The following is a 16,425-nucleotide window of genomic DNA, read 5'->3' on the forward strand; positions in this document are numbered from 1 at the left end:
TAACCCTGACGGTGGCTTCAACTCTCTTACTTCAAATTCTCCGGATTCAACACTTCAAGCTCTTCAATGACAAACCTTCCATCTTTTCGAATCAATACATCATCGAAATAGATTTCGCCGCCGCCATATTCAGGACGCTGGATCATTACCATATCCCAGTGGATATTCGAGTGGTTTCCGTTATAGGCCTCTTCGTAGCATTCGCCCGGTGTGAAGTGGAAGCTGCCGTCGATTTTTTCATCAAAGAGGATGTCCTGCATCGGATGCTGGATGAATGGATTCACGCCGATGGCGAATTCCCCTACATATCGTGCTCCTTCATCCGTATCAAAGATTTTGTTGATCCGGTCTGTATCGTTCGCAGTGGCTTCGACAATCTTTCCTTCTTTGAATGTCAATTTGACGTTTTCGAACGTAAATCCGTTATAGGGAGATGGCGTATTGTAGGAAATCACGCCGTTCACCGAATCTTTCACAGGTGCGCTGTACACCTCGCCATCAGGAATGTTCAGGCGTCCCGCACATTTCACAGCAGGAATGTCCTTTATGGAGAAAGTAAGGTCCGTCCCTTCTCCGACAAGGCGGACTTTATCTGTGTTGTTCATGAGTTCAACGAGGTTATCCATCGCTTTGTCCATTTTGCTGTAATCCAGGTTGCATACATCGAAGTAGAAGTCTTCGAAGCCTTCTGAGCTCATGTTGGCGAGTTGAGCCATGGATGCCGTCGGGTAGCGGAGCACGACCCACTTCTTCTTAGGAACGCGGATTTCCCTATGTACTTTCTTCCCGATCGTATTTCCATGAATCTTCATCTTTTCGTCCGGCACATCTGACTGTTCGCTGATGTTATCACCTGCACGTAAACCGATATACGCATCCATCTGCTCCATGACATTTGCTTCGAAGCTTGCGATCATATCATATTGCTCTTCCTGCGCGCCCATTAATAATGCGCGGTCGACTGCGTGATCTTTGATGGATACGAAAGGATGTCCTCCGGCTGCATACGCTTCTTTAACGAGTGCCGTCACCAGTTCACGCTGCAATCCGAAGTTTTCGATCAGCACTTTTTCTCCAGGCTGTAATTGCACAGAATATTGAATTAAATTTTTTGCCAGTTTATCAATGCGTGGATCTTTCATTTTTATTTCCCCCTTATATGTAGTCCTTATTATTGTACCCTAAAATGTGGAGGGATGAGATAACCAAAATGTGAAATGCTAAAACAAGAAAAAATTATTTTTTTATGCAGGAAAATGGTTTGGGGAGGAAGAAATACTAGTATAATGTTTATTTGTTCATCATAAGGGTAAAGAGTTCCTATACATGGAGGTGTGTCATATGGAAATCATTCTTTATCTAAGCGTAGCTGTCATAGCAGTTGCATTTTTCATTTTGGTAATGAGTTTAATGAAGACTTTGAAGTCCCTGGGCTCTACATTAGACAGCGTTTCAACGACAATGACCGGCCTTGAGAGCCAGCTTCAAGGAGTAACAAGAGAGTCTACAGAATTACTACATAAAACAAATTTATTGGCTGAGGATATCCAGAAGAAGTCTGAGGATCTGAACACAGTTGTTTATGCGGTAAGAGATGTAGGGCATTCCATCCAGAACCTTAATAACTCGGTGAAGAAGGTAAGTACTTCCATTTCAACTGAACTGGAGCGCAACCAAGGAAAGATTTCGCAGGTGGTGCAATGGGGAAATGCATTTATTGAGTTAAAGGACAAATGGAAACAAAAACAGGAAAAACAGCCAAAACAACATGATGTTGCTGTTCCAAACCAAACATCCAAAGAAGTTCGAACTCGAGAAAAATTAGTTAAAAGAGCAAGATCTTATAACAATTAGAGAGGGGAATTTTAACATGACTCAACAGTACAATCAGAACCAAAATCAGAACCAGACCAACGATAGCAGCAACATCAACTCAAAGGACTTCATGATCGGGACACTGATCGGGGGAATCGTGGGAGCTGCAGCAGCCCTTCTAATGGCCCCGAAATCCGGTAAAGACCTCCGCCATGATATCAATGAGAAAACTGTTGTCCTGAAGGAAAAGACAGGTCAGTGGAAAGACACAGCTGTAGAGAAGAGCAATGAGCTTGCAGCAGTGGCGAAAGAAAAATCTTCTACCCTAACAAAATCCGTACAAGAGCAGTCCAACAATGTGGTTGGGAAGCTGAAAACATACCGCTCTAATAACAATGAACTGGAAGAAACAAATGAAGAGGTTCCAGCAGTTTCAGTAGCGGGAACGACACCTGTTGATGAAACAGAAGATGTGAATCAGAAGCTCGAAGAAACGAAGAAAGCTTTTGACGAAACTGAAAAAACGTACAATCAATAATCATTGATTCAAAGGGCGGTGAAGTGATATGATGACTTCACCGTTTTTTTGTTGAAAAGAAAAGGTCTATAAATCGCTTTGGCTACGGAACCAATACAATTGTGAAAGGAAGTATGGAATACATGAAAAAAATTGATACTGTTCAGGAATTTGAAACGCTTTCCGAGACAAACCCGCGTTTCTTCTTTATGAAACACAGCCTCACTTGCCCTGTAAGCTCGAATGCCTTTACCGAATACCAGGCATTTTTGAACAAGCATGAAGAGGAAGATGGCTACTATCTAGCCGTCCAAGAATCAAGGGAACTGTCACAGCATATCGCCGAAAAATACGGCATCCGCCACGAATCACCTCAAGCCTTCCTCTTCATAGAAGGAAAACCCGGCTGGAATGCCTCACACTGGAAAATCACCGAAAGCGAACTGGACAAACTATAAGGGAATGAGACTGGGATATAACTAATTCCATGGACTCTACTTGTTACACCGCTTTTGATTTCCGTGCAAGACTTCGCTTTCCTCGGGCGGAAGGCGAGCCTCCTCGTCACTGTCGTTCCTGCGGGGTCTCACCTATTCCGCTTTTCCCGTAGGAGTCTTCGTCTTGCACTCCAATCAAAAGCTAGATCCTGCTATATATACTGAATGTGCTTTAGCAATAATAATAAAAGGGTCATTCATCAAGGTTTGTGTTATTCGTACACAGACTATAGTTTTCGAATGTTCGATTATTTTGGGTCTGTCGAAGCAAAATGAGTCATTCACATCAGGTTAGAAAGAGAATTTATATAATAAACGCATACGGTCACTGCAACTAATAGAATAAGAGTTGGGCAATGGTGAAGCAATCTCGACATTACAATGTTATAGTGAAACACTTACGCTTCGAAAGTTGATTGGAGCGGAAGGTGCTCGACTCCTGCGGGAAACGCGGGAAAGCCTGAAAAGCGGAGGTGGCTTGCTCAGCCCCGACAAGCATAAGATGAATGGGCTAAGAAGGCGTCTTTGTGCCTTCTTGGACCATTTAGCTTATGACCTCGAGGGGCTAGCCACCGTAGCTGGATCTTGAGACCCCGCAGGGCAAAGCCCGAGGAGGCTCAACTCACGCCCCGCGGAAAGCGAGCACCTGCAGCGGAAATCAACCTCTACTTACTACATCCAAAAGTAACAATTACGTATACAGTCAAATAATCAATCCGAACAGTTTCGATTTTCAAAAAAGAATTTCGAATGATTGTTCGGATTTTCTTTTGACTAAACACATTTGTCCCAGTCTCTTTTTTTATTTGAAAATATTTGGTAATTACTCCCTTTACGTTTATTTAGCTTCACACAGGGAAGGTAACTTATAAGAATAAAAAATAGATAAATGGAGGAACGATTTATGACACAGCCTGTACCTTATGAAACTGAGACTAGAAATAATGCGAAAGTGAATGGAAAAAGAAGCGGCAAGTTAGTTAAAGGAATGGTGATGGGAGCCGTAGTAGGTGGAGCTCTTGCCATGCTGGATAAAACAACGAGAAAAAATGTGACAACAAGAACATCTGACATGAAGGACTCTACAATGGGGATGGTTGCCAAGGTAAGAGAAAATCCTTCAGGAGTGGTGAATAACTGGCAGGACCGCCTGAAAACAGCGTCCAATGTGTTGAAAGAAGCCATCAACGACGCGCAGAACCTGTACGAAAAGGTGAATGACGATGTGGTGGATCAAGTCAATCAAATCAAAGATGATTCAACTGAAATGATTGCCTCGACAAAAGAAGCGGCAGAAGAATTAAAGGACATCGGCAGCAAAGTGAAAGAAGCGGGAGAAGAAGTGACTGGAGACTCCACTTCGTCACAGTCTGGGACAAGCTCTACTTCCACATCTGGAGATCAGGCAATTCATCCAACGAACCGTACAAGCAGTATTCCGGGTCAAGTTGGATCAAAATAACAAAAAAACTGGCGTAATTGCCAGTTTTTTTGTTGTTTGAGATTTATTAACGGGAGGCTTGTGGCCAGATGATTTCCAGGTCGTCACCTTGCTCAATTTCTTCGTAAAATGTCGTTTCCACTCCATTTTTCAATAGGACAAAGCTTCCGTTTGAATGAGCGGGCATGTTGATTTCCACCGCATTAAATAAGTCCTGAAAGATAAATGAACCCGCATGCTGTTCTTCTATCAGGATGGAATCACCAGGGAATAAACGATCTTCCATTGCGAGCTTGATGCCATTCCGGGTGATGCTGCTGCTTTCTTTCTGAAGATTCAATTCTTGGCCGTTAAACGTGATCGTGATTGCTTTAGCCACTGTTAACTGCTTCTTAATAAGAAGTTCATTTACCGTAGGGGAGACACCGGGTTTGTATGAGATCACATCTCCATTCTTGACTTTAGCTGAGTGTTTAACCTTCATCCCATTTATCAATAACCTTCCGGAATAGACTGGGAAGAAAGTATCCACTCCGTTGATGGAGATTCGATAAGGCTTGGTACCCCCCATCCATTCGTTGTAGCCAAAATGGGTCAGAAGGTCCTGGAGGGTATCGATCAATTCGATACGGATCGAATCACGGTCACAAATGATGTCTTCCAAACGTGCAACTTGATTATTCCTGTAGACGAGAGGGGAGAGAAGATACGGGTTCCCGTCTATGACAATCTGTTTCGATGAGGAAGGATCCACAAGGTCTCCGATCGTCACATGGGGGGATGATCCGTTTTTCCCTTTCTGAACCGAAATCCGGTCATGATTCTGAATCGTTCCGTCCAGTGCACACTGGTGGCCATTTTTTTCGATGAGGGGCGGCTCGCCGTGACCACCGGGTAACGTGATGTCCTGTCCGTTGACGGTAACAAAGAAACCATTTCCAGGTGTGCCATGCAACTTGGTTAATTTTAATCCTGCAGCAAGGAGACAGTCGCCTACTGTCAGATCTTTGACTTCGAATAAGCGGACAGGCTGGTCATTTACATACGCCGTGACATATTGGACCGGGGCCTGCTTCGCTGCAATGGCAATCCCGATCGGCGTGACAAGTTCAGGTCCCTTTGTCACTTCATCTGATACAGTCACGTTCTGAATCGCGTCCACGCCTCTTACCGCCACCCGATTGGGAGGCAACTCAAGGGATGAAGCCAGTTGTACCGGGAGGCCGGGTGTCAGACTGCCGCCCCCTACAAGCATGACGGCCTGTGGCGGTTTTCCGTTGTTCAGGCGCAGGATTTCATTAGAAATCTCACCGGCCAGCCGATTCACAGAAGGGGAGATTTTCTCTACCACTTCATGTGAAGGGAAACTCGTTTCAAACCCGAGAATATCGGTCACCGTAATCTCTTCTGAAGACTGAAGATCCCGCTTCGCCTGTTCCGCCAAAGGGAAATCAAGCAATAATTCGTTACTGATCGCTTCAGTTATTTCGTCACCAGCTGTCGGCACCATCCCATAGGCAATGACCGTGCCCATATTGGTGATGGCGATATCCGATGTTCCCGCCCCGATATCAACCAGCGCAACGTTCAGCCGGCGCATGGATTCAGGAATGAGCACGTTGATGGCAGCGATGGGCTCAAGTGTCAGTGCTTCCATCTCAAGTCCAGACCGTGTCAGTGCTGCAATCAGTGAGTCTACAACGACACGGGGCAGGAAGGTCGCGATGATTTCGACGCTTGCTTCATCTCCCTGTTGGTCGATCAGACTGCCGATCTCTTCGCCATCCAGCCGGTAAAAAAGGACGGAGTACCCAACACAATAATAATGATAGCCCTTCGAATTGTTCTCGTTTTCTGCAGCAACTGCCTGTGCCTGCTGAACGGCGCTCAGTTCCAGATGAAGGACATCGTTTTTCTGTAGAAGGGGTTTCCCCTTGATAGTTGACGTTGAAAGGGCAGTTTCTGTTTTCAGTGCGCGTCCTGCAGCTGCGACACACACTTTGTAAAGGGGGCCGTGTTTCTTTTCCAATTGTTCTTTGATGGAGGAGATGACCTCCGAAACAGCGGGTACATCATGAATCTGTCCATCGAGCATGGCCCTTTTCTTATGTTCTTCTATTAATATATCTGAAACTTGAAATATTCCGTCTATTTCTTCCAAAATGATTCCGACAACCGATCGGGTTCCAATATCCAATGCAAAGATTTTTTGCTTTTTTTTCAATTCGTGTTCACCCACTTTAGCCTAGTCTCATACAATACTAAAACACTTTAGCGCTTAAAAGCGTCTAATTAATAAAGAATATTATAGTGACATTTTCGATGTGTTCTATTATAATAAGTTTCAATATCAAAAATGTATCATACTTTCTTAAAACTATAACAGTTTTTACGTATGAACAGGATAAAAAAAGAGAGGGTGCTGTATTGTGAGTAATCAAGAGCTCGATCAATTACGTAAACAAGTAGACGAGATGAACTTAAAACTACTAGACACCATTAATGAACGTGCTAAACTAGTTCAGGAAATCGGTCGTGTCAAGGAGACTCAAGGAGTATACCGCTATGATCCTGTTCGTGAACGAGGAATGCTTAATCTGATTAAAGAAAATAATAATGGTCCATTCGAACATTCGACCATCGAACATATTTTTAAAGAAATCTTCAAAGCCGGTCTGGAACTTCAAAAAGATGATCACAGGAAAGCACTTCTGGTTTCCCGTAAAAAGAAACCAGAAGACACGATCGTCAATATCAATGGTGAAGCCATTGGAGATGGAAAGCCTCATTTCGTCTTCGGTCCATGTGCCGTTGAATCTTACGAGCAAGTGGCTGAAGTCGCGAAAGCCGTCAAAGCAAAAGGATTGAAAATGCTTCGTGGTGGAGCGTTTAAACCAAGAACATCCCCTTATGACTTCCAGGGTCTTGGGATTGAAGGCTTGAAAATCCTTAAAAAAGTGGCGGATGAATATGATTTGGCTGTCGTTAGTGAAATCGTGAATCCAGCTGATATCGAACATGCACTGGAATACATTGATGTGATTCAAATCGGTGCAAGAAATATGCAAAACTTCGAACTATTAAAAGCAGCCGGAGCTGTTAAAAAGCCTGTATTGCTTAAACGCGGTTTAGCCGCGACGATCGATGAATTCATCAATGCTGCTGAATACATCATCTCTCAAGGGAACGGAGACATCATCCTTTGTGAGCGTGGAATCCGTACGTACGAGAAAGCAACAAGAAACACACTAGATATATCGGCTGTGCCAATCCTTAAGCAGGAGACACATCTACCGGTATTCGTGGATGTAACGCATTCCACAGGACGCAGAGATCTGCTGCTTCCGACTGCGAAAGCGGCACTTGCCATCGGCGCAGATGGAGTGATGGCAGAGGTTCATCCGGATCCTGCCGTTGCCTTATCCGACTCCGCTCAGCAAATGGATCTTGATCAATTCGATCATTTCTATAAAGAGCTTTTGAAAGGCAGAACGATAGAAGTATAAGAGATGAAGGGCTGAATCCTTTTTAAGAGGGATTCAGCCTTTTTTATTGATGGAGAGAAGTACTTATTATGGAGGCTGGTACGGTCTCACCACACAAAAAATAAACCAAATGCACTCCCCCTCAATATGCTATAATAATCTTTTTGCATAAATAAAAAGGTGGACATTGCACGAATATCAAGACTATCGTATGATTATCTACATAATTGCAGATAAATAACCTATATAACGCTAATGTGAACATAAATATGTGCATTTTTTAACAAACTATTGTAATCGCTTTTTTCTTTAGGTTTATTTGGTGTAGAATAAGGTAAATGAGTAGAAGAGTAAAGGAGTGTAAGCTATGAACGTGACAATATATGATGTAGCAAGAGAAGCCAATGTAAGTATGGCGACGGTTTCCCGAGTGGTTAACGGAAATCCGAATGTCAAACCGGCAACAAGGAAGAAGGTATTAGAGGTGATCGATCGACTCGGCTACCGTCCGAATGCTGTAGCAAGAGGGCTTGCCAGCAAGAAAACGACGACAGTCGGGGTCATCATCCCTGATATCTCAAATATTTTCTATGCAGAACTCGCACGTGGGATTGAAGATATCGCCACGATGTATAAATACAATATCATTTTAAGTAACTCGGATCAGAATATCGAGAAGGAACTTCATCTATTGAATACGATGCTTGGGAAGCAAGTGGATGGCATCCTGTTCCTGGGCGGCCATATTTCAGAAGAGCATGTGCAGGAATTCGAACGTTCTCCGGTTCCGATCGTATTGGCAGGTGCCGTTGAAGAAACGAATAAGGTTCCTTCCGTGAACATCGATTATAAAGCGGCGTCCTTTGACGCGGTTTCCAACCTCCTTGAGAAGGGACACAAGCGCATCGGTTTTGTAAGCGGTCCTTTCCACGATACGATCAACATGAAGTTCAAACTTGAAGGATACAGGGAGGCACTTGCCAAAGCAGGAGTCGAATACAGTGATGACCTGGTTGTAGAAGGTGAATACACGTATGATTCAGGACTTGAAGCATGGCAGAAGTTCTCAGAGCTATCGGACAAGCCGACAGCCATCTTCGTCGGGAATGATGAAACGGCCCTTGGTGTCGTCCACGGTGCTCAGGATCAGAACGTTTCCATCCCTGAAGAAGTGGAAGTCATAAGCTTCGATAACACAAGACTTGCCCTGATGGTCAGACCTCAGCTGACGTCCGTTGTCCAGCCTTTATACGATATCGGAGCAGTAGCCATGCGGTTATTGACGAAATACATGAACAAGGAAACGGTTGAAGAATCTACGGTTGTTCTTCCCCATCGACTTGAAAAGCGTAACTCAACAAAGTAAGAAGTTTGTCGATATAAAGGATAAAGACAAACAGAACTTATTCTGTAGGGAGAGTCAAAATGAAAAAGCTTGATGTTCTTACACCAATCGGGGTTGTAGTAGGGTTTCTATTCGTTGCATTCGCGATCATTTCCAATGCGGGAGTGACCGGGTTCACCTCCTTCATCGATCTTCCGTCCATGCTCGTAGTCATCGGCGGATTGATTGCGGCCATGCTGGTCAGCTTCTCGATCAGGGAATTGAAACAGCTTGGGAAAGTGATGAGAGAATCCTTCCGTGATGTGGAATACGATCTTCATGATTTGATCCGGACGTTTGTGACCCTGTCAGAAAAAGCAAGACGCGAAGGCCTCCTCTCACTTGAGGCAGAGGTGGAAGCGGTCGAGGACCCCTTTATCCGAAAAGGTGTCCTGCTCGCAGTCGATGGAATCGAGCAGGATGTGATCGTCGATATCATGAATGCTGAAATCATCGCCTTAGAAGAGCGGCACCGTAAAAATAAGAGTTTATTGGATAAGGCAGGGGAATATGCCCCTGCCTGGGGGATGATCGGTACGCTCATCGGCCTCGTACTGATGTTAAAGAATTTAAATGATCCTGCTTCACTTGGTCCCAATATGGCGATCGCCTTACTGACGACATTGTATGGATCCCTGCTTGCGAATCTCGTATTCCTGCCAATGGCATCAAAGCTTGCGATGAAAACAGAGAAAGAAGTATTTATGAAACAAATCGTGATCGAAGGTGTCGTCGGGGTACAATCGGGTCAGAATCCGAAAATATTGGAAGAAAAATTAAGAGTGTTCTTATCCAACGAAGAATTACAGATGTATTCAGACAGGAAACAAGAAGGGGCAGCACCAGATGAAGCGTAGAAGAAGACCGGCATCTCAGCCTCCGGGGGCTCCTAAATGGATGGTTACTTTTTCTGATCTTATTACTCTTATTCTCGTATTCTTTATTCTATTATTCTCGATGTCGCAGATTGATATTGTGAAATTCAGAACCATCGCTGATTCCTTTCAGCAGCGGCAGATCCTCGAATTCTATCCTTCTGTCATTCCCTTTGAGAACCCGTCGGCTGAACCCGATATGGAATCGGAGAAGTCAAAGCAGCAGGGAAATGAGGCAGAACAAGATCTGAACTCGTTACTTTCAACTATTCAGGGCTATTTGAAAGAAAACAAATTGAGTGACGTCGTGTTGGCGACCAGATCCGAACGCGGAGTTGTGCTCGTCCTTCAGGAACAAGCACTGTTTGCCTCAGGTGAAGCAACGGTCCTTCCGGATGCGTATCCGTTCTTGAATAAGGTCGGCGTGCTTTTATCCGAAATCCCGAACTTTGTAAAAGTGGAGGGACATACAGATAACCGCCCGATCAATACATATCGTTTCCCTTCGAACTGGGAGCTCTCATCGGCTAGGGCGAGCAGTGTGGTGCGTTACTTGATCACAACGGAAGATCTCGATCCAAAGCGGTTCATCGCCGTCGGATATGGAGACACGCGTCCGGTCGCTCCTAATGATAAAGTGGAGAACCTCCAGAAAAACAGGCGGGTCGAAGTGATCATCACCGATCCCGCCTATGAAGAACAATCGTAAATGCTTTCGGAAAAAATAGAAAACAGGCTGCCAACCTTAAAGGTCGGCAGCCTGTTTTTTTGTATTATTTCTTGTCATTTTTTATGTGGTTTTTACCGATCCCTCTTAAAATATAGATGATGATCGTAATGGTACGCTGAACTGCAGGGTCCCCAAGGGCACGAAACAGTCCGAATATCCCGGTTCTCTTCGTAGATGGCCTTTCTTTTCCTATATTCAGATTCCGCGTATTCCGGACACTCAATGTTTCAATCCCTTCCAGATTCAAACTCCCGAGTAATTCAGTCATACGGGCTACGTTATTAAGGATGGCCGCGTTCTGATCTTTATTGGCTTCCTTGGAGAAGTTATACAGGATATCTTCCTGATGGTTTACCATGGCGCTGATTGTATCCAGATTTCGATTTTCATCCATGTGCTTAATGATCTCAATGACTTTTAAAAGGGAATCTTTATTATCAGCAACGGCTTCTATCAGTTCATTCAAGTTCTGCTCCTGAATCTTTTCTTTCGGAATCTCGAGTGGAATAATCTTATCAATGGATTTAGCCATTTGTATCAACCTCACTTCCCGGGAAGACGTAATCTTTTCGATCCCATTTTCTTTCTACTTCAGGGCCCATTTGCGGATTGCGTGTTGCCCAGCGGTGGTTGTTATGGGGGATTGGCGATTTCCCTTTTTTCTCGAGTACTTCCACTTTGGCAGGAACCTCTTTATAAGCAGGTGTATCCGTGTCTTTATCTACATTGCTGCTGGTCAAATAGTTCACCGCATTTTTACCGTCACTGTTTAAGGTGATGAACAATTCCTTGCCAAACACTTCCTTCGTCACATGGACCCTGCCGGTGCTCTCGCCGTTATCATTGGAAAGCTTGATGAGGGCACCTTCTTCAATTTCAAGTTCCTTAGCCATTTTCTCGGAAACTTCAAAGAATGGTTCAGGCATTTTGTTTCGAATCCCTTTCGTATGGGAAGTCATATTTCCTTCGTGGAAATGTTCAAGAACCCGCCCGTTATTTACATGATAATCATATCCTTTTTGTGCTGGATAGTTGTATTCATATTCAAGGGGATAAAATTGGGCTTTCCCGTCATCGAAATGGAATCCGTCCGTGTAAAGGAGAGGTGTATCCGTCCCATCCTCCTGCACGGGCCATTGGAGACTGTTGAACCCTTCCAGCCTGTCGTAGGAAACCCCGGCCATCAATGGTGTGAGTGAGGCGGCTTCATCCATGACTTCTGCCGGAGAAGGATAGCCCCAGTTGAATCCAAGTTTTTCAGCTATACCAGAATAAATTTCCCAGTCGGGTCTTGCTTCCCCCAAGGGCTCGAGGGCTTGATAAATACGCTGGATGCGACGCTCTGTATTCGTGAAGGTTCCTTCCTTTTCGACACTTGGTACGGCAGGAAGCACCACATCGGCATATTCGGCGGTCTTTGTAAGGAACAGATCCTGGACGACGAAGAACTCAAGCTTCTCAAATGCCCCTGTCACATAATTGATGTTAGAATCAACGATTCCCATATCCTCACCGGTGACATACAATCCTTTAAGATTTCCTTTGTGGATTTCCTCCACCATTTCGTGATTGTTCATACCGATATCTTTAGGAAGCTCTGCATCCCAGGCCTTTTCGAATTTTGCACGGATTTCTGCATCCTCCACACTCTGGTAGCCCGGGAATGTATTCGGCATGCTTCCGAAATCGCTTGCTCCCTGGACATTATTATGACCGCGGAGAGGGTATGCGCCTGCACCGGGTTTTCCATAGTTTCCTGTAACCAGCAGGAGGTTGGAGATGGCAGTGGATGTATCAGACCCGATTTGATGCTGGGTAACGCCCATCGCCCAGCAAATGGCTGTTGAACCTGCACGGTGGATATTCTCTGCGACGGTTTTAAGATGTTCTTGGGAGATACCCGTTTTTTCCTCAGCATATTCCATTGTGAAAGGAGCAAGGCTTTGGTAATATTCATTGAAATCATTCACCTTTTCATCGATGAACTCTTTATCGTGCCAATCCTGGTCAATGATGAATTTGGATAGGGCAGATAGCCATACGAGATCGGTCCCTGGATTTGGGTGTAGGAACAGATCGGCTCTCTGGGCCATTTCATGCTTTCTTAAGTCAGCCACAATCAATTTTTGGCCGAAGAGTTTGTGAGAACGTTTGATTTTAGAAGCGAGCACAGGATGGGCATCCGCTGTGTTAGTCCCGATCAGCATGACCAGGTCAGCATGTTCGATATCCTTCATGGAACCTGCATCGCCGCCGTATCCGACTGTCCTGAATAACCCTTTGGTTGCGGGAGACTGGCAATAGCGGGAACAATTATCCACGTTATTCGTTCCAATGACTTGTCTGGCCAACTTTTGCAGGAGATAGGATTCCTCATTGGTTGCTTTGGATGAGGCGATGAATCCGAGGGCATCCGGTCCATTCTTTTCTTTGATTTCCCTGAATTTCTCTGCTACATAGTGGAGGGCTTCTTCCCACTCGACTTCTTTGAAATGATCACCTTCCCGGATCAACGGACGGGTGAGGCGTTTATCGCTATTCACATGACCGTAGCCGAATTTCCCTTTTACACAGGAAGCGATCCCGTTTGCCGGGGCTTCTTCAGTAGGGGACATCTTTAACACTTCTCTTCCTTTTGTCCAGACATTGAAGCTGCAGCCCACGCCGCAATACGTACACACGGTTTTGGTTTTCTTGATTTGATCATCCCTCATCTGGGCTTCTGAATCGGACACGGCGAAAAGGGGACCGTAGCCTGTTTCCACATTTTTCGTAATATCAATCATCGAACGCAAAAGGCTCGTATTATAGCCGGTCATATAACCCGCTTTTCCGAGCATATCGTTTTCCATGAGGGCGTTGCAGGGACATACGGTCACACATTGGCCGCAGCTGACACAGGAGGACTGATCGATCGGGACATCATTGTCCCAAATGACACGGGGATTTTTACGCTCCCAGTCAATGGACAGTGTTTCGTTGACCTCGATATCCTGACATGCTTCCACGCATTTTCCGCAAAGGATGCATTGATCCGGATCATACCGGTAGAATTGGCCGGAGAAATCTTTTTCATATGGCTTCGGTTCAAACGGTTTCATCTGATGTTCGAGCCCCATCATGGCCACTGTATTATGAAGGGTACAGTCCCCATTGTTTTTCTCGCAGACCGTACAGTATAGTTCGTGGTTTTCGAGAATGGTGTCCATCGCTTTGAATCTGGCCTCTTTCACATGGGAAAGCTCTGTCTGGATATCCATTGCTTCTTGAAGCGGTGTCCCACAGGCTCTTCTCAGTTCCCCGTTAATGGAGACAATGCATGTATCACAAGTTTCGATGGCACCGAGACTCTCCTGATAACAAACTTGTGGAATTTCCACTTTCCTGAGATTAAGAAGTTCCAGTACAGACATACCGGGCTCTGCCTCATATTGAATGCCATTAATGAAAACGGTTAACTTTCCTTCCATAAAAAAACTCCCCCTCTTTATCGATTTACGTGCTTTCCGAAATACGTAGTTCTGTACCGGTTATCCTTTCGGGGCGTGTATAGATATTCATTCTGTCACCCCTGATAAATCCAACGGCCGTGATCCCCAGGTCATCTGCCAGTTCCAATGCAAGGTTGGTCGGAGCTGACTTGGATAGCAGGATGGCAATTCCCATTTTAGAAATCTTCAGCAGCACCTCAGAAGAGATCCTCCCGCTGAACGCAATGACCTTATCCTTGACTGAAATGTGATTCATGAGGCAATATCCATAGAGCTTATCCAGTGCGTTATGTCTTCCGATATCCTGATAGCATTGGATGATGCCTGTGGTACTGCATATCGCTGCATTGTGCATTCCACCGGTCCTGTGAAAATCCCCAGAATGGTTCTGCAGCTCTTGCATGTGATGCATGGCCATGAGAGCGGTAAGTTCCGTTTTGGCCGTCACCGTTTTGGCTGTGAGCATATCGTTCGTGAAATAAAATTGTCTGCTTTTCCCGCAGCAGGAACCGATAAATCGTTTTGAGGTGTTCCTGGCCCTGTCTTCAGGCAACTTATCGATTTGTACATAGGCGAACCCTTTATCCTGATCGATGGAGAGACGGTTGATTTCGTTGAAGCGCCGAATGATCCCCTCTGAAGCCAGAAAGCCAACCACCAATTCCTCCAGGTTGGAAGGAGAACAGACCATCGTCGCCCATTCTTCCCCATTTAAATGAACGGTAAGGGGGAATTCAGCCGCCACCTCGTCCACTTCATCAAAAAAGGCTCCATTTCCATATTTGCGGACAGTACGGGTTAGAATACTTTTATCCTCCAACAGCATATCCTCCCATTTGTAAAACTATCGTCATATCGTGTTTTCCCTATTAAGTAAGAAAGGAAAACATGAAATGTTTAAAAAAATGAAAAAATAGTTCCTTATTTTAATATAATCGCTATAAACGGGGTGCCATCGGGCATCTGTATACGGGTGGGCCGGTGAAAAAGGTGTATGATGAGAGAGTGATAGAAAGTAATGATCCCCTACAGGAATATAAATGGATTTTTTAGGGTAAAAGATAATGTTTCTATAATTTTTGAGAATGCTCTGAAAAGATAGTGTTCGAGAAAGGTAGTCCTAATCCTTCACTTGAAACGAACAGAGCCAAAAGGGGCGGAAGCAGGATGAGTGACAGATATTCCCGTCAAGTATTGTTTAAACCAATTGGAGAAGCCGGACAGGGAAAAATAGCTGAAAAGCATGTCGTCGTGATCGGGGCGGGGGCGTTGGGGTCTGCCAATGCAGAATCCCTTGTCAGGGCTGGAATAGGTCGATTGACGATCATTGACCGTGATTATGTGGAGATGAGCAACCTTCATCGTCAGCAGTTATATACAGAGAGCGATGCCATGGAGGGGTTACCTAAAGCGGTCGCTGCCAAAAACAGATTGGAAAAGATTCATTCAGGAGTACAGATCACCGCATGCGTAGCAGAAGCTGACGCAGAATGGCTGTCGGAGCTCGCGAAAGATGCGGATCTGTTGTTGGACTGTACGGATAACTTTGATATTCGTTTTATCATAAATGACATCTCTCTTAAATATCACGTTCCGTGGATATATGGATCTTGTGTCGGTAGCACAGGGATGAGCTATACGATTCTTCCAGGAAAGACGCCTTGCTTGAATTGTCTCACCGGATCCTTCCCGATGTCAGGGGAAACATGTGATTCTTCCGGTATCATAGCTCCTGTGGTCCAAATGGTAGCGGCCTATCAAACAACGGAAGCACTGAAGCTTTTGGTGGAAGATCATGGATCATTGAGAAGTGGGGTGGTCACCTTCGATCTGTGGGGCAATCAATCCTATACGATGAACGTATCAAAGGCCAAGAGAGAGGGATGCCCTTCCTGTGGTGAAAATCCAGTCTATCCATATTTACAGTTTGAAAACCGCATTAAGACAACGGTCCTTTGCGGAAGGGATACGGTGCAGATCAGGTCGCCTCATCATCAACACTCATTACATGAACTGGAACGAAACTTAGAGGGTTTAGGGGAAATGAAGCGTAATCCATATTTGCTTTCATTTCATTATGAGCCTTACAGGATCGTGTTCTTTCATGATGGCAGGACATTTATCCATGGTACCAATGATATCAACGAAGCGAAAAAGATTTATCATCGCTTAATCGGATAGGAGGGAGCA

Annotated in this window: 14 protein-coding genes; 9 read left to right on the top strand and 5 right to left on the bottom strand. The window is 44.9% G+C overall.

Annotation, left to right across the window (positions count from 1 at the left end; translation table 11 throughout):
- Positions 1-26: 26 nt before the first annotated feature.
- Positions 27-1,142, bottom strand: a complete 1,116-nt coding sequence (locus tag ACSQ2E_RS05445) for an aminopeptidase (protein WP_435989611.1) — start codon at positions 1,140-1,142, stop codon at positions 27-29.
- A gap of 199 nt (positions 1,143-1,341) precedes the next feature.
- Between ACSQ2E_RS05445 and ACSQ2E_RS05450 the strand changes: the two genes are divergently transcribed.
- The 4 genes from ACSQ2E_RS05450 to ACSQ2E_RS05465 all read left to right on the top strand — a co-directional run bounded on the left by ACSQ2E_RS05450 (position 1,342) and on the right by ACSQ2E_RS05465 (position 4,291).
- Positions 1,342-1,854: a DUF948 domain-containing protein gene (locus tag ACSQ2E_RS05450; protein WP_435989612.1), complete on the top strand. Its 513-nt coding sequence runs from the start codon at positions 1,342-1,344 to the stop codon at positions 1,852-1,854.
- 16 nt (positions 1,855-1,870) lie between these two features.
- Entirely contained in the window at positions 1,871-2,353 is a 483-nt protein-coding gene (locus ACSQ2E_RS05455; RefSeq protein ID WP_435989613.1) for a YtxH domain-containing protein, read from the top strand.
- Positions 2,354-2,475: 122 nt separating this feature from the next.
- On the top strand, positions 2,476-2,790 hold the full coding sequence (gene ytxJ, locus ACSQ2E_RS05460) for a bacillithiol system redox-active protein YtxJ (RefSeq protein WP_435989614.1): 315 nt from the start codon (positions 2,476-2,478) through the stop codon (positions 2,788-2,790).
- Between the two features lie 943 nt (positions 2,791-3,733).
- Positions 3,734-4,291: a YtxH domain-containing protein gene (locus ACSQ2E_RS05465; RefSeq protein ID WP_435989615.1), complete on the top strand. Its 558-nt coding sequence runs from the start codon at positions 3,734-3,736 to the stop codon at positions 4,289-4,291.
- Between the two features lie 46 nt (positions 4,292-4,337).
- Here the strand turns inward: ACSQ2E_RS05465 and ACSQ2E_RS05470 are convergent, their stop codons facing one another.
- Complete coding sequence (locus ACSQ2E_RS05470; protein WP_435989616.1) at positions 4,338-6,494, bottom strand: cell division FtsA domain-containing protein; 2,157 nt, start codon at positions 6,492-6,494, stop codon at positions 4,338-4,340.
- Positions 6,495-6,699: 205 nt separating this feature from the next.
- Here ACSQ2E_RS05470 and ACSQ2E_RS05475 point away from each other — a divergent pair, with 205 nt between their 5' ends.
- From ACSQ2E_RS05475 to motS, 4 genes are all read left to right on the top strand, one after another.
- On the top strand, positions 6,700-7,776 hold the full coding sequence (locus ACSQ2E_RS05475; protein ID WP_435989617.1) for a bifunctional 3-deoxy-7-phosphoheptulonate synthase/chorismate mutase: 1,077 nt from the start codon (positions 6,700-6,702) through the stop codon (positions 7,774-7,776).
- Positions 7,777-8,122: 346 nt separating this feature from the next.
- Positions 8,123-9,121 carry a catabolite control protein A gene (gene ccpA / locus ACSQ2E_RS05480; RefSeq protein WP_435989618.1) on the top strand — a complete coding sequence of 333 codons (999 nt, stop codon included), beginning with the start codon at positions 8,123-8,125 and terminating at the stop codon, positions 9,119-9,121.
- Between the two features lie 59 nt (positions 9,122-9,180).
- Entirely contained in the window at positions 9,181-9,996 is an 816-nt protein-coding gene (gene motP / locus ACSQ2E_RS05485) for a flagellar motor protein MotP (RefSeq protein ID WP_435989619.1), read from the top strand.
- Entirely contained in the window at positions 9,986-10,723 is a 738-nt protein-coding gene (gene motS / locus ACSQ2E_RS05490) for a flagellar motor protein MotS (protein WP_435989620.1), read from the top strand. The genes motP and motS overlap by 11 nt, the downstream gene beginning before the upstream one ends.
- Positions 10,724-10,787: 64 nt before the next feature.
- Here the strand turns inward: motS and ACSQ2E_RS05495 are convergent, their stop codons facing one another.
- Genes ACSQ2E_RS05495 through fdhD form a run of 3 tightly spaced genes read right to left on the bottom strand, consistent with a single transcriptional unit; the run spans position 10,788 to position 15,055 of the window.
- Positions 10,788-11,276, bottom strand: a complete 489-nt coding sequence (locus ACSQ2E_RS05495) for a DUF1641 domain-containing protein (protein WP_435989621.1) — start codon at positions 11,274-11,276, stop codon at positions 10,788-10,790.
- On the bottom strand, positions 11,269-14,214 hold the full coding sequence (fdhF, locus tag ACSQ2E_RS05500; RefSeq protein ID WP_435989622.1) for a formate dehydrogenase subunit alpha: 2,946 nt from the start codon (positions 14,212-14,214) through the stop codon (positions 11,269-11,271). Before fdhF ends, ACSQ2E_RS05495 begins: the two co-directional genes overlap by 8 nt.
- Positions 14,215-14,239: 25 nt before the next feature.
- A complete protein-coding gene (gene fdhD, locus ACSQ2E_RS05505; protein WP_435989623.1) occupies positions 14,240-15,055 on the bottom strand; it encodes a formate dehydrogenase accessory sulfurtransferase FdhD in 816 nt (271 codons plus the stop codon).
- Between the two features lie 347 nt (positions 15,056-15,402).
- On the opposite strand from fdhD, the gene ACSQ2E_RS05510 reads away from it, so the two are divergent.
- Positions 15,403-16,416, top strand: coding sequence for a MoeB/ThiF family adenylyltransferase (locus ACSQ2E_RS05510; protein ID WP_435989624.1), 1,014 nt, complete (start codon positions 15,403-15,405; stop codon positions 16,414-16,416).
- Positions 16,417-16,425: the final 9 nt, after the last annotated feature.

The organism is Rossellomorea sp. LjRoot5 (genome assembly GCF_964253455.1).
Classification (GTDB): Bacteria; Bacillota; Bacilli; order Bacillales; family Bacillaceae_B; genus Rossellomorea.